The organism is Brachybacterium sp. AOP3-A1-3 (assembly GCF_052378285.1).
In the GTDB taxonomy this organism is placed as follows: Bacteria; Actinomycetota; Actinomycetes; order Actinomycetales; family Dermabacteraceae; genus Brachybacterium.
Map to the genome: position 1 here is coordinate 504,092 of NZ_JBQSXM010000001.1, position 12,890 is coordinate 516,981.

The 12,890-nt window shown below is 71.6% G+C and carries 11 protein-coding genes; 2 read left to right on the forward strand and 9 right to left on the reverse strand.

What is annotated here, in order from left to right; all coding sequences use genetic code 11:
- The first annotated feature begins 1 nt into the window (after position 1).
- On the forward strand, positions 2-646 hold the full coding sequence (locus ACT3T5_RS02220) for a nucleoside/nucleotide kinase family protein (RefSeq protein ID WP_444593480.1): 645 nt from the start codon (positions 2-4) through the stop codon (positions 644-646).
- 17 nt (positions 647-663) lie between these two features.
- On the opposite strand, the gene ACT3T5_RS02225 is transcribed toward ACT3T5_RS02220, so the two are convergent.
- The 7 genes from ACT3T5_RS02225 to ACT3T5_RS02255 all read right to left on the reverse strand — a co-directional run bounded on the left by ACT3T5_RS02225 (position 664) and on the right by ACT3T5_RS02255 (position 9,820).
- Positions 664-1,164, reverse strand: coding sequence for an FBP domain-containing protein (locus ACT3T5_RS02225; RefSeq protein ID WP_444578677.1), 501 nt, complete (start codon positions 1,162-1,164; stop codon positions 664-666).
- 262 nt (positions 1,165-1,426) lie between these two features.
- A complete protein-coding gene (locus tag ACT3T5_RS02230; RefSeq protein ID WP_444593481.1) occupies positions 1,427-4,966 on the reverse strand; it encodes a beta-galactosidase in 3,540 nt (1,179 codons plus the stop codon).
- Between the two features lie 456 nt (positions 4,967-5,422).
- A complete protein-coding gene (locus tag ACT3T5_RS02235; RefSeq protein ID WP_444578675.1) occupies positions 5,423-6,310 on the reverse strand; it encodes an aldo/keto reductase in 888 nt (295 codons plus the stop codon).
- Positions 6,311-6,359: 49 nt separating this feature from the next.
- Complete coding sequence (locus ACT3T5_RS02240) at positions 6,360-7,391, reverse strand: hypothetical protein (protein WP_444578674.1); 1,032 nt, start codon at positions 7,389-7,391, stop codon at positions 6,360-6,362.
- A gap of 83 nt (positions 7,392-7,474) precedes the next feature.
- Complete coding sequence (locus ACT3T5_RS02245) at positions 7,475-8,707, reverse strand: NAD(P)/FAD-dependent oxidoreductase (protein WP_444593482.1); 1,233 nt, start codon at positions 8,705-8,707, stop codon at positions 7,475-7,477.
- Between the two features lie 34 nt (positions 8,708-8,741).
- Positions 8,742-9,350, reverse strand: coding sequence for a GTP cyclohydrolase I (folE, locus tag ACT3T5_RS02250; protein WP_444593483.1), 609 nt, complete (start codon positions 9,348-9,350; stop codon positions 8,742-8,744).
- Complete coding sequence (locus tag ACT3T5_RS02255) at positions 9,347-9,820, reverse strand: hypothetical protein (protein WP_444593484.1); 474 nt, start codon at positions 9,818-9,820, stop codon at positions 9,347-9,349. Before ACT3T5_RS02255 ends, folE begins: the two co-directional genes overlap by 4 nt.
- A gap of 91 nt (positions 9,821-9,911) precedes the next feature.
- Here ACT3T5_RS02255 and ACT3T5_RS02260 point away from each other — a divergent pair, with 91 nt between their 5' ends.
- Positions 9,912-10,577 carry a helix-turn-helix transcriptional regulator gene (locus tag ACT3T5_RS02260; RefSeq protein WP_444593485.1) on the forward strand — a complete coding sequence of 222 codons (666 nt, stop codon included), beginning with the start codon at positions 9,912-9,914 and terminating at the stop codon, positions 10,575-10,577.
- Positions 10,578-10,595: 18 nt separating this feature from the next.
- Here the strand turns inward: ACT3T5_RS02260 and ACT3T5_RS02265 are convergent, their stop codons facing one another.
- Together ACT3T5_RS02265 and ACT3T5_RS02270 are read right to left on the reverse strand one after the other, a co-directional pair.
- A complete protein-coding gene (locus tag ACT3T5_RS02265; RefSeq protein ID WP_444593486.1) occupies positions 10,596-11,588 on the reverse strand; it encodes a LacI family DNA-binding transcriptional regulator in 993 nt (330 codons plus the stop codon).
- Between the two features lie 28 nt (positions 11,589-11,616).
- Positions 11,617-12,750, reverse strand: coding sequence for a glycoside hydrolase family 172 protein (locus ACT3T5_RS02270; RefSeq protein ID WP_444593487.1), 1,134 nt, complete (start codon positions 12,748-12,750; stop codon positions 11,617-11,619).
- Positions 12,751-12,890 lie beyond the last annotated feature (140 nt).

The window sequence follows — 12,890 nt, forward strand, 5'->3', positions numbered from 1 at the left end:
GATGATCTCTCCCGATCAGGCCGTGTCCCGGGCTCTGCTGCTGGTCGACGAGGCACTGCGGTCAGGCACCCGGCGGCTGCTCGGGATCGCCGGGGCGCCCGGCGCCGGGAAGTCCACGCTGACGCAGCTGCTGGAGGAGCGGCTGCCGGAGAGCTCACGGGTGGTGGTGCCGATGGACGGGTTCCATCTGGCGGACGTCGCGCTGGAGCGGCTGGGCCGGATGGACCGCAAGGGAGCCCCGGACACCTTCGACGCCGCCGGCTACGTGTCGCTGCTGCAGCGGATCCGCTCCGCGATGCCCCAGGACCCGCCCGTGTGGGCACCGATGTTCGAGCGCGAGCTCGAGCAGCCCCTGGCCGGCGCCATCGAGGTGGATCCGCAGGTGCCGCTCGTGATCACCGAGGGCAACTACCTGCTCTCCGACGACGGCGCCTTCGCCCAGGTGGCAGCGCTGCTGGATGCCCGCTGGTTCATCGAGGTGCCCGACGCCCTGCGGCACGAGCGCCTGATCGCCCGCCACGAGCAGTTCGGGAAGTCCCCGCAGGCCGCCCACGAGTGGGCGCTGGGACCCGACGAGACCAATGCTCGCCGGGTCGCCGCGACCCGCGGCCGGGCCGACGTCGTCGTGGACCTCACGGCCACCTGACCCGTCCCGCCGGCCCGTCAGCTGCGCGCGAGGAGCGCCTTCACGAAGGCGGTCGAGCGCTCGCGCAGCCCCTCGATCCGCATCTCCTGGTGGTACGCGACCAGCGCCGGGTCCTGGGTGCGCAGCTCGTAGGCCTGCGGGAGACGGCGCACGTGACGCGAGCAGCTGAAGTCCGCGCACACGGAAGTGCCGATCGAGTTGCCGCGCCGGCCGGCGGCACCGGCGAGCGGCGCGACGAACGAGGCGGCGTGGATCCCGTCGACCACGTCCTCGCACCATGCGCACATCATCTTGCGGCTGGGAGGGGTCTCGGCGCCGCGCAGCAGCAGCACCGTCAGCTCGCCGTCCACCTCGAGGGCGACATAGTGCTGTTGGGGCCGCTTGGGATCCTGCCAGCCGAGATAGTCCAGCTCGGAGAAGTCGATCGAGTCGAGGTCGGGCAGGCCCGCGCGCTTGGCCTCACCCTTGCTGGCGTTGACGAAGGCGTTGCGGATCTGGGATTCGGTCAGGGTGTTCATGGGGTCGTCCTCACGACGGGCACGCCGACGCACCGGCCGATCTGCGGCCGAGCTGTCGAGGGCATGCGGGGATGGAGCGATGGCGGATGCGGCCGTGCCGCGTCACACCGAGAAGGCCCGGTGGGCCGCCTCGCTTCCTGCATGCTGGGTGCGCATGCTCATCTCCTCGCTGCATCGTGGTGCCGCGCCCCTGACGGGCGCCGACCGCGGACACGCTACGCCTGCACTCCCGCGGGGACAAGCGCAGTGTGCGCCGCGACGCTCACAGCAGCGGCGGCGCCGTCCCGATCGACCCGGTGCGGGCGAAGACCTGCTCCAGCTCGATCGACTCGGGACCGGCCCCGGCCTCCTTCGCCGCGACCCAGATCGCGAGGGTGTTCGGGCCGTGATGGTCCAGCAGCCCCGAGGGGATCGTGAAGTCGGACTGCGGGCCGATGTCCCCGATGTAGATCCCGATGTTCCAGCCGTTGACGTAGAGCACGGCCTGACTCGCATCGGTGCGGTCGTCCTCGAAACGGGGCGAGCGGACGGCGAGGCGCCAGGCGGCGTCCACCCCGTCGGCGGTGTCGAGCTCGAAGTCCGCGCGGTACCAGCGGATGCCGGGAGCCTCGGCGGTCAGGGAGTCCGTCGGCTCCCACGCGGAGTCGTCATGGCCGGGCAGATGCCAGCCGTGGCGCTCCCCGTGGAGCCCGCCGACGTTGTACATCGAGCGCAGCGGGTCCTCGCCGTCGGCGCCCTGGAGGCGCCAGACGATCTCGCCGTCCGCGGGCAGGACGGCGTCGAACAGGCCGCGGTTCTGCTTGGACAGGGCGTCGTCGCTCCAGTCGAGGTTCTGGCCGAGGGTGTGCACGAGCACGCTGAGCACGGCGCTCTCCCCCGCGGCGGCGACGGCATCCGGGAGGGTGAACACCTGGTCGGAACCGGTCGCCGGCGCCGCGCCGAGATAAGTCCCGTCGGCCCAGATCTGCAGGAAGGCCGGGGGCTTTCCCTGGGCGGGCTGACCGGTCCCGCCGTTGCCGCGCAGCACGACCTCGCGCCCCGTGGTCGCGGTGAAGGCGGCGCGGTACCAGACGCCGCCCTCGTAGAAGCCGTAGTGGTTGGAATCGAGCACCACACCGCCCCGGCCGGGGCCCTGGAACGGCGTGGAGCCCTCCGTGGAGTCCGCGACCCTCCAGCTCGAGTCGTCGAAGTCGGCGGCCGCTTCAGGGCCCTCCTCGGCGACGCGGAAGGCGAGGTCCGGGACGGCCGGGACCTCGGGGGCGGCGAGCGTCATCGTGGCGATCCCGTCCTTCGCCGGGCGGCTCGTGCCGTTCACCCGCACCCGACGGATGCTCTCCGGGACGTCGATGCGCACGTCGGCGCCGCTCGTGGAGCCGACGACGAGGTCCGCGTCGGCGCGGGAGAACGCGACCGTGCGGGCGATCTCCGCCCCCTCGACCACCACATGGGCGTCCTGGGAACCCGGTGTCGCGGGCATGCGGTCGGCGGGACGGCCGCCGAGGAACCAGGTGGTCGCGGCGGCGGCACGGCCGAGCAGGCGCAGAGCGAGCAGGCTCTCCTCCCCCGTGCCCTCGGAGGTGACCGGTGCGCCGGTGACGTCGACCTGGATCGGGGTGTCCCCGGGGGTGAGGTTCAGGCGCAGCTGCCCGGTCTCGGCATCCCAGGTGGTCGCCACCGCGTCGGGTGCCTCGACCTGCGGCTGCTCGGCGTAGCGCAGCACGATCTCGACCGGGTCGTCCTCCTGGCCGATGAGGTGCTGCAGGTGCCCGCCGCGACGCGGGAGCGTCGGCCCGAAGGGGGCGGCCGTGGAGTACAGGAGGCCATGACCACCGATCACCGTGTCGACCACGAGGGTGAGGGCGTCCCGCCCGTGCAGATGCAGGACGGCGTCCTCCTGCTGGGGGACGCGGGGCCAGCCCACCACGCCGTCCGGGATCTCGACCCCGTCGTCTCCGGAGGCGCCCGGCAGGTCGAGGGCGTCGAGGGTGACCACGGTGCCCTCCCCGCCCTCGGCAGGCTCCCCGAGCGCCTCGACCACGAGGGTGTGCTCGCCCTCGGCGAGCCCCGTCACCTGGTAGCTGATCTGCTGGGCCGGCTTGTTCTGCTCGGTGTCGACGTGGCTGGTGAAGGTGCCCTGCTCCGTGCCGTCCACGAGCACCCGCGCCCGGCCATGGTCGGTGCCCGTGGAGGTGATGACGTCCACCGCGGTGCCGGTGAAGGTCCAGGTCGCCGTGGCACCCGCCGCCTCGGTGCGCGACAGGGTGCCACCGGAGGCGGTGCCGTCCTCGACCTGGTCCCAGTCGCCGGTATAGGTGATCGCGGCGTCCCGGTCGTCGGCCGTCGGTGCGGCGTCCCCGGCATCATCGGGATCGCCGAGGACCAGCGCCGTCGCGAAGCGGGTGTCGGTCTCGTCGTTGGAATCGGCGAGACGGAAGGCCAGCAGGCGGGGAGCGCCGCCCTCGGTCGCCGACGCGACGTCGTCCGTCGCCACCCGCTGATAGGCCTGGATCTCGGCGCCCTCGACCTCGAGCAGCGGCTGCGGCGCCACCGGCGTCATCGACGCGATCTGCGGCATGGCCAGCTGGAGGTAGCCCAGCTCCTTCTGCACCGCGAGCTTCTCAGTGAGACCGCGATCCTCCGTGATCGCCGCGCCGTAGTCGTAGCTCGTGAACCCCGAGGACGGCGAGCCCGTGTAGCCCAGGTTCTTGCCGCCGAAGGCCATGTAGTAGTTGAACGCGGTGACCCCGTTGGCGAGGTTGCGCACGCCCCACTGCCGGGTGAAGGCAGGGTCGGTGAACTCATAGGCCTGATGGGAGTCGAAGGAGGCGCCCCACGGGGTGAACGCGCCGCCCTGGGATTCGGTGATGAACTGCGGGGTGTCCGGGCTGATCTGGCGGTATCCCTGCTCGGACTCCCCGATCCGGGACCGCGCGCCACCCGCGTTGAAGCCCAGCGGGTAATGATCGAAGGCGTAGAAATCGGTGCCGTGCTTCGCGGTGTCCGCGAAGCGGCCGCCCATGTTGTAGTCGTTGTGGAACAGCGGCACCGCGATGCCCGTGGAGCGCACGTGATCGGACAGGGCCCGCAGGAAGGCCGAGCGCTCCGCATCCTCGGTGATCAGCTCGTTCTCCACCTGGTAGAGGAACACGCTGCCCCCGCCGTCGCTGACCTGGTGCTTCGCGATGATCTGATTGATCGCGCTCAGCCAGGCGCAGGAGTCCGCGAAGTTCTCCGGGTCCGTCGAGCGCAGGGACGCGGCGCGGTTGGTCATATAGGCGGGCAGACCGCCCATCGAGATCTCGGCGTTCACGTACGGACCGGGCCGAGCGATGACATAGAGCCCCTCCTGCTCCGCCATGGTCAGCAGCAGGTCCAGGTCCCTGATCCCGGTGAAGTCGAAGTCGCCGCCCGGGGCGGACTGATGCAGGCCCCAGAAGAAGTAGAAGGACACGGCGTTGAATCCGGCCGCCTTGAGGACCTGCAGCAGGTCGCGCCACTGCGCCGGGGCCGGGACCCGCCAGGGGTGGATCTCCCCCGAGTAGATCAGCAGGCGCTCGTCGTCCACGAGGAACGAGTGCTCGTCCCAGGTGACGGTATGGGCCTCACCATCGTTGCCGGGGAAGGTCGAGGTGCCGCGCACCAGGTCCGCGGTGGCCTCCGACTGGTCGGGCACCGCGGGGCCCGCGGGGGTGGGGCCGACGGGCGCGGCGGGGCCGGCGGCGATGGTCGGGGCCGCACCCGCGGCGAGGGCGGGACCGGCAGCGGCGACGGCCACGGCGGCGCTGGTGGCACAGGCGCTCATGCGCAGGAAACCTTTCCGACTGAGATCGTTCCGGGGCAGATCGGGCAGGGTCGGGACGGTCCGGGACATGCAGCAGCTCCTCGTCGAGCGGTCGGGACTCGGACGCTAGCAGACTGCGGAACGATTTACAGGCCGAGAGTCTCCTAGCGGCGCGACGCCCGTGCCGCTGGCCCCTGGCTCCCGGCTCCCGGCTCCCGGCTCCCGGCTCCCGGCTCCCGGCTCCTGGCTCCTGGCTCCTGGCGGTGATCCCCGATCGTCGCCCCCGAGGCGGGGCATGGGCTCGAGCCTGCACCACGTGTCGGTGAGGGGCCGCTCACCGACACGTGGTGCAGGCTCGAACTGTTCCGCCGGGGTGCGCGCGACGGACGGCGGGGGGCGGGCGGCCCGCGGCGCGAGGGGGCGCGGCGGGTGGCGGGAGGCGGGTGCGCGCAGCGGGAGGAAGCTGCGCGCTGTCGCTCAGGCGATGATCTGGTTCAGCTGCTCGAGGTCCTCGGCGCCGAGCTCGAGGGTCATGGCGCCGGCAGAATCGGTGATCGACTCCGGACGGCTCGCGCCGGGGATCGGGACCACATGCTCGCCGAGAGAGAGCTCCCAGGCCAGGACGACCTGCTGCGGGCTCACGCCGTGGGCCTCGGCGATGGCCTGGATCTGCGGGAACCGCTCCCCCACTGCGCTCGCGCCACCGCCGGTGCCGCCCAGCGGCGACCACGGCACGAAGGCGATGCCATGCTCGCCGCAATGCTCGAGCTCGCGCTTGGAGGTGTGGAAGAAGGTGGGTGAGAACTGGTTCTGCACGGCGGCGAGGCCTCCCTCGCCGAGCACCTCCAGGGCCACGTCGATCTCCTCGACGTTCGCGTTGGAGATGCCGATCTCGCGGATCAGGCCCTCCTCCTTGAGCGCAGCGAGCGCCTCGACGCCCTCGGCGTAGCGGATGCTGCGGTCCGGGCGGTGCCAGTAGTAGAGATCCACGGAGTCGATGCCGAGGTTCGCGAGGGACTTCTCGAGGGCGGAGCGCAGGTAGTCGGCGGTGCCGTTGCGGCCGCCCACCTCGCCCTCGGAGCGAGTGATCCCGCCCTTGGTCGCCAGGACCACGGAGGAGCGGTCCCCGTCCCAGGTGCGCAGGCCCTCGGCGACGGCCTTCTCGTTGTGCCCCATGGTGTCCCAGGTGGGGGCGTAGATGTCAGCGGTGTCGAGGAAGGTGACGCCCGCGTCGAGCGAGGCATAGATCGTGGCGGTCGCGCGATCCTCCGGGGCGGGCTCGCCACGCCCCATCGACAGGGGCATGGCGCCGAGGCCGAGAGCGGAGACGGTCAGGGAGCCGATACGGCGAGTGGGTGCAGTCATAGGGAAAGCCTATGCCGACAGGGTGGTCCAGGTCACGGCATGTCCGCCGTCAGTCGAGGCGCTGCTGCATTCCGGGAGGCGGATGCTGATGAAAATGCTTAGGGGCGTCCCAGAACAGGTCATCCTCCGGCGAACCTGACGAGATCTCCACCCGCACCAGATCGCCCTCGGCCTTCGCCGCCACCACCCGGAGCAGCCCAGTCATCTCGTCACCCTTGGAGGACGCCTCGTCGAGCATCCTCGTCGCGACGACCTTCGCGTCGCCATGCACGCGCACAGCACCGCGCGTGGTGTACGCCTCGGCGGAATCGAAACGGGTTCCGAAGACGAACGCGGTGGGGCCGGGCGCGTCAGAGGCCTCCGAGAGGTCCGTATAGCTGGCACCCGTCACCAGGTGGGGGTCCTCGAGGTCCATCGCTGCGATGAGCTCGCCACGATCGGGGAAGAGGTCGGCGACGGACTCCTCGGCGTCGAACCCGTCCAGGGTCTCGTCGGTCGAGAAGGCCAGATCCTCTCCGAGAGGTGCCGCGATCCGCGTGTAGATGGACGTGGCCGGCTCGAAGCCCTCAGCGACCCGCAGCCGGTCCCCATCCCGCACGACATACTCCCCGAGCGCCTCCGCGAGGTCCTCGAGCATCCCGGCAGCGCCGGCCCACAGCACACCCTCGTGCCCGTCCCGGTTCACGCGGATGGTTTCCGTCGGCGTCATCAATCGTTCTGCGGAGGCCAGCGAGTCCGGATCTGTCACCATGGTCCGTCCGAGGATGGCATCGGTGACGATCTGCGGATCGGTGACCTCGAGAGCCTGCAACCACCTCACCGGCCCCGGGACGTGGGTATCGACGGAACCGTCGAGACCCAGCACCTCCGCCACCGCGGCCGGGCGAGCCCAGAGCACCGCGGTCGGATGGAGGCTCGTCCCGGTGATGCCGGATCCGCCGATCCGCTGCAGCAGCGTCTCCAACCCGCTGTCCTCAGCGCCGAACGGCACCTGCGGCAGGTTCGAGCACCCTGCCGTGCCGAGCAGTGCGACGAGACCGCCGGCTCCCAGCATCGTGCGTCGCGACAGTTCTGATCTCATCGTCGTCCCCCTTCCCGGTCCCCCGACCGGGTCGGAGCCAGAATAGCTGGCAGGGCAGAACGCTGAAAGGTGCTCCCGTGGGCTCAGAGGTCGGCCAGCTCGACGGAGGGGTCCGTCAGCCGCGCCGGGTCGACCGCGCGGCGCTCGGTGAGCAGCGGCTTGATCACGTCGATCACGTCCCAGATGTTCACGGCCATGACCGCGAGGATCACGCCGTCGCGGTCGCGCCAGAAGGCGAGGAACTCGCGGGCGGCGAGGTCGCCGCGCACGACCACCTCGGCCACCTGGTCCTGCGGGGCCGAGCCGAGGTACTCCATGCCCAGGTCGAACTGGTCGGTGTAGAAGTAGGGCAGCTCCGTGTACTCGGCGGCGTCCCCGAGGATCGTGCGCGCCACTGCCTTGGGCTGGTTCAGCGCGGTGGCCCAGTGCTCGACCCGCACGCGGCGACCCAGCAGCGGATGCTGATGGGCGGCGATGTCGCCCACGGCGAAGATGGCGGGATCCGAGCTGCGCAGGGTCGCGTCGACCGCGACGCCGCCTTCGGCGACGTCCAGGCCCGCGGCCTCGGCGAGCTCGAGGTGCGGGATCGCGCCGATCCCCACCACGACGGCGTCGGCCTCGAGGGCGCGACCGTCCTGCAGGCGCACGCCCGTGGCCCGACCGTCCTGCACGAGGATCTCGGCGGCCTCGGCGTCGGTCAGAAGCTCCACCCCCTTCTCACGGTGCAGGTCGGCGTAGACCTGGGCGATCTCATCGCCGAGGAGGCGGGCCAGGGGCAGGTGGCCGCGCTCGAGCACGGTGACCTCGGCGCCGCCGGAGCGGGTGACCGCGGCGACCTCGAGGCCGATCCAGCCGCCGCCGATCACCACGATCCGGGTGCCCTCGGCGGCCAGCGGACGGATCGCGTCGGAGTCCTCGCGGGTGCGCAGGTACAGCACCCCGTCGGCGTCGGCCCCCGGCAGCTCGGAGCGGCGCGAGGAGGAGCCGGTCGCGAGCACGAGGGCGTCGTAGGGCAGCGTCGTGCCGTCGTCGAGGGCGACCGTGCGAGCCGTGCGGTCGATCGCGGTGGCCCGCACGCCGCGGCGCAGGTCGATGTCCTGCTCGGCGTACCACTGCTCGGGCCGCACGAGGGCGTCCTCGAAGGAGACCTCCCCGGAGAGGTACTCCTTGGACAGCGGCGGCCGCTCGTACGGGAGGTGCGTTTCCTCGCCGACCAGCGTGATCGACCCGGTGTGGCCGTGCTTGCGCAGCGATTCGGCGGTCTTGGCTCCGGCGAGCCCGGCCCCGATGACGACGATGTTCTGGGGTACAGACATGATTCCTCCCGTGGTGCTGGATGGTGGCGTGGGGTCAGGCTCCGGCGCCGGCGAGGGCGAGGAACTCCTGACGCGAACGGGGGTCGCTCCGCAGACTACCCAGGAGCGAGGACGTGATGGTGCTCGATCCGGTGGCCTGCACGCCGCGCAGGGTCATGCAGGAGTGCTCCGCCCGCAGGACGACGCCGACGGCCTGCGGGTGCAGCTGCTCCTGGAGCCACAGGGCGACCTGGCGGGTGAGCCGTTCCTGGGTCTGCGGACGGCAGGCGAAATGCTCGACGATGCGGGCGAGCTTCGACAGCCCCAGGATCCGCTCGCCGGGGAGGTAGGCGACGCACGCGGTGCCGACGAAGGGCAGCAGGTGGTGCTCGCACACCGCGCGGAAGGGGATGTCGCGGGCCAGCACGAGCTCGTCGTATCCCTCGTCGTTGGGGAAGGTGGTCGCATCGAACGGGCGCGGGGTGAGCATCTCGGCCCAGGCGCGGGCCATGCGACCGGGCGTCGCCCGGAGGTGCTCGGAGTCCAGCGGGATGCCGAGCGCCCGGAGGAAGTCGGCGGCGGCGACCTCCGCGGCGGCCATGTCGCGCTGCGCCTCGAGGGCCATGTGCGCCGGGGCGTCCGGGAGGCTGACTGTGGAGGTCATCGGGCGTCGACCTCGCTGCGCGGGCGGTCGTACCGGGACGCCAGCAGACCGAGGGAGACGGCCGCGACCAGCAGGCCGACGTCCCGCAGGGCCACGTCGAAGAATCCGGGGTAGGTGAGGAGGTTCAGGATGATGCCGGCGAGCCAGGCGGCGACCACCCAGGCGGCCAGCCGCGGCCGCAGGGCGATGCCGATCGCGGCGACGATCTCGACGACGCCGATGAGGTGCATCGCGGCCTGCGCGGAGATCGGGAGGACGGCCACCATCCAGGGGGCGAGGTAGCCGGGCCAGTCGGTGAGCAGGTTCGTGAACTTGTCCAGGCCCATGAGCAGCGGGAGGGCGATGAAGCCCAGGCGCAGCACGCAGAAGGCGGCGAAGGCCGGGTCCTGACGGACTCTGACCAGCACGGAGGCTGAGGCCGGGGTGGGGTTGGAGGTGTGGACGGGGACGGGGAGCGTGGAGGCTGCCATGACGAACTCCTTCTAAAACCAATGATGGCGTTTTTTAGATTCCTCCTCCGACCCCTATTTGTCAAGAGTCGTTGGTGTTAGAGTCGTGGGCATGGATCGCAGCCGACTTCCCACCCCGGAGGACCTCGACGGGCTCAGCGCCCTGACGGACCCGGTGCGTCGCCGCCTGTACCAGGCGGTCTCCGCCCATGACGACCCCGTCGCCCGCGAGGACGCCGCGAGCACCGTCGGCATCAGCCGCACCCTGGCCGCCTATCACCTCGACCGGCTCGTCGACGCCGGCCTGCTCGAGACCACCTACTCCCGCCCCGTCGGCGTCGGCGGCCCCGGGGCCGGTCGCCCCGCCAAGCGCTATGTGCGCACCCGGGGCGAGCGCACCGTCTCGGTCCCACCCCGGGACTACGAGCTGCTGGCGGATCTGATGGCGGCCGCCCTCGAGGCGGACGACGACGGCACCGTGCAGCGCGCGCTGCTGCGGGTCGCCGAGTCGGAGGGACAGACGGCCGGGGTCGCGCACGCGGAGCTGCTGGACGTGCTCCGGGCCCGCGGCTACGAGCCTACGCTCGAGCTGAACGGGGACATCGACCTGCGCAACTGCCCGTTCCACCGCCTCAGCCGCACCCATACGGACCTGGTGTGCGGGCTGAACCACGCGATGATCGGCGGGATGCTCGACGCCCGCGGCGAGAACCGCGACCGGGCGGAGCTGTGCCCGCGCAAGGGTCGCTGCTGCGTGGTCGTCCGCGCGGCAGGCTGACCTCGCACCCTCTGCCCGTCAGCGCCTGCGGGTCGACTCCCGCTCGATGATCCGGGAGCGCAGCAGGGTCGTCGAGGGCTCTTCCTCGGGATCGGTCACGCGCTGGCCGAGCATGCGCGCCGCAGCCCGGGCGGTCGCGCCCACCGGCTGGTGCACCACGGAGACCGTCGGGGTGACCAGGCGGGTCCACAGGTCGTCGTCGGTGGCGAGCAGGGCCGGAGGACCCTCCACGCCGCGCATCGACTCGAACGCCCCGGCGGACATCCGGTTGTTGGTCACGTAGACGCAATCGGCCTCGCCGGCCGCGAGGATCTGCGCCATCAGGTCGCGTCCCGACTCCAGATGCAGATCGCCCCGGGCGATCACGGAGTCCGGGGCCGGCACCCCGAGCTCCCGCCAGGCGGCGAGGTGGCCGACGACGCGCTCCTCGGTGGTGCGCAGGTCGGCGGGACCGGCGATCACGGCCGGCGCCCGGAAGCCGCGCTCGTGGAGGTGCAGGGCGGCCTGTCGGCCGGCATCGAGGTTGTCGGTCGCGACCAGGTCGGTCGACGCCCCCTCGATCCAGCGGTCCACCAGCACCACGGGGATCCCCGCCTCGGTGAGCGGCGAGAGGTCGGTGCGGGCTCCGTGCACCGGGACCAGCAGCACGCCGGCGACGTGGCGGCCCACCAGCTGGGCCAGGCACTCCCGCTCGAGGTCCAGATCGTCCTCGGTATGGGCGACCGTGACCGAGTAGTGGTCGGCGCGCACGATCCGCTCCACCTCGCTGATGATCTGCGTGAAGTACGGGTTCTCCGCATCGGGCGTCACCACGGCGATCTGTGCGGTCCCGCCGCGGCGCAGGGAGCGGCCCAGCGCATTGGGGACGTACCCGGTGGTGCGCACCGCGGCACGCACTCGTCGGGCGAGGTCCCGGTCGACGGAGGCGACGCCGTTGACGACCCGGGACACCGTCGCCGAGGACACGCCGGCGGCGGCGGCCACATCCATGATCGTGGGTCTCTGAGACACCGCGGTCCTCCCTGCTGCTGGGCGCCGATCAGGCGCGTGCGGGACCTGCGGGGCTGTGCGGGCCGGCGGCGGATCCGAGGTGGACCTCCATGCCGTCGAAGGTCGGCGGCTCGGGACGGGTGGTCACCGGGCGGTCGAGGTAGAAGATCGCGGTGGAGGCGATGTCATCGCGCAGCGGCAGGTACCGGCCGGCGCTCTTCCAGCCCAGGGCCTGGATGTCCACGCGGGGCAGACCGGTGGTGAAGTGGATCGGGTCGGCCACGTGCCAGCGGTACATGCCGAAGCGCTGCTGGGCGATGTAGAGCCCGTCGGGCCGGATCACCTGCGGCATGCCCAGGTACGGGGTGGAGAAGGCGGTGTAGCCCTCGCCGGGGACGTCGAAGTTCCAGGCACCGCCGAAGTAGTCCTCGGTGCCGGTTCCGGCGATGGTCGGGAAGCCGCCGTCGGGCTGGTCAGCGAGGTCATCGTCCAGGTAGAACTTGATCTCGCCCTCCCCCCACCAGCCGTTGGAGTGCACGCCCCAGGCGATGTAGGTGCCCACGTACTGGCCCTGGCCCTCGACGCCCTCGAGCAGCACGTGCTCGGTGGCCTCCGGGAGCGGATTCGAGCGGCGCCACTGCGCGTGGAAGTAGGCGTCCTCGCGGTGGTCGCCGCCGAGCTCGTAGGTCACCTGGTAGTAGACCCGGGCGTCCTGGTCAGAGGTGTTCTCCAGCGTGAGCCGAGCACCCTCCCGGAACGGCATCGGCCAGTAGGAGTTGAAGCCGCCGTGCGGGTTCGCAGCGACCACCTGCGAGTCGACCTGCGCGAACACGCCCCAGCCGTTGGCGAAGAAGTCGCCATAGGGCACCTCGACCGCGGGCTCCTCGGCGCCGTCCCAGTAGGCGCGCACCACCAGCTGGCGCCAGTGGTCGGTGTGGGTGGTGATCCAGATATGGGTGATCACCCCGGCGGAGTCGATGTCGGCGAGGGTGAAGGTCTCCCCCGCCTTCACGTCGACGCTCGGCGACACCTTCCAGCCCTGGCCGAGGTCGCGGGCCGCCTCGGCACCGGTGCCCTCGACGGCGCGACCGCCGCCGCCGACGGAGCCGTCGACGTTCTCGGGGCTGATCGAACGGGTCTGCACGGGTCGCAGCGCGGCGAGGTCTCGGGCGGGGTGGGTCACGGGGTACTCCCAGGAGATCGACGATGATCAGGAAACGTTTACCGGCACGATACGGAGCTGGGCGACCGGCGTCAACGGCTCGCCACCAGCCCTAGGTCGTTGACACCTCCCGCACCCCGGACTACGTTGGCGCGCAAACG

Excerpts from the sequence above, each read along its gene's own strand:
- ACT3T5_RS02220 (WP_444593480.1), top strand. The coding sequence starts at position 2 with ATGATCTCTCCCGATCAGGCCGTGTCCCGGGCTCTGCTGCTGGTCGAC.
- ACT3T5_RS02225 (WP_444578677.1), bottom strand. The coding sequence starts at position 1,164 with ATGAACACCCTGACCGAATCCCAGATCCGCAACGCCTTCGTCAACGCC.
- ACT3T5_RS02230 (WP_444593481.1), bottom strand. The coding sequence starts at position 4,966 with ATGAGCGCCTGTGCCACCAGCGCCGCCGTGGCCGTCGCCGCTGCCGGT.
- ACT3T5_RS02235 (WP_444578675.1), bottom strand. The coding sequence starts at position 6,310 with ATGACTGCACCCACTCGCCGTATCGGCTCCCTGACCGTCTCCGCTCTC.
- ACT3T5_RS02240 (WP_444578674.1), bottom strand. The coding sequence starts at position 7,391 with ATGAGATCAGAACTGTCGCGACGCACGATGCTGGGAGCCGGCGGTCTC.
- ACT3T5_RS02245 (WP_444593482.1), bottom strand. The coding sequence starts at position 8,707 with ATGTCTGTACCCCAGAACATCGTCGTCATCGGGGCCGGGCTCGCCGGA.
- folE (WP_444593483.1), bottom strand. The coding sequence starts at position 9,350 with ATGACCTCCACAGTCAGCCTCCCGGACGCCCCGGCGCACATGGCCCTC.
- ACT3T5_RS02255 (WP_444593484.1), bottom strand. The coding sequence starts at position 9,820 with ATGGCAGCCTCCACGCTCCCCGTCCCCGTCCACACCTCCAACCCCACC.
- ACT3T5_RS02260 (WP_444593485.1), top strand. The coding sequence starts at position 9,912 with ATGGATCGCAGCCGACTTCCCACCCCGGAGGACCTCGACGGGCTCAGC.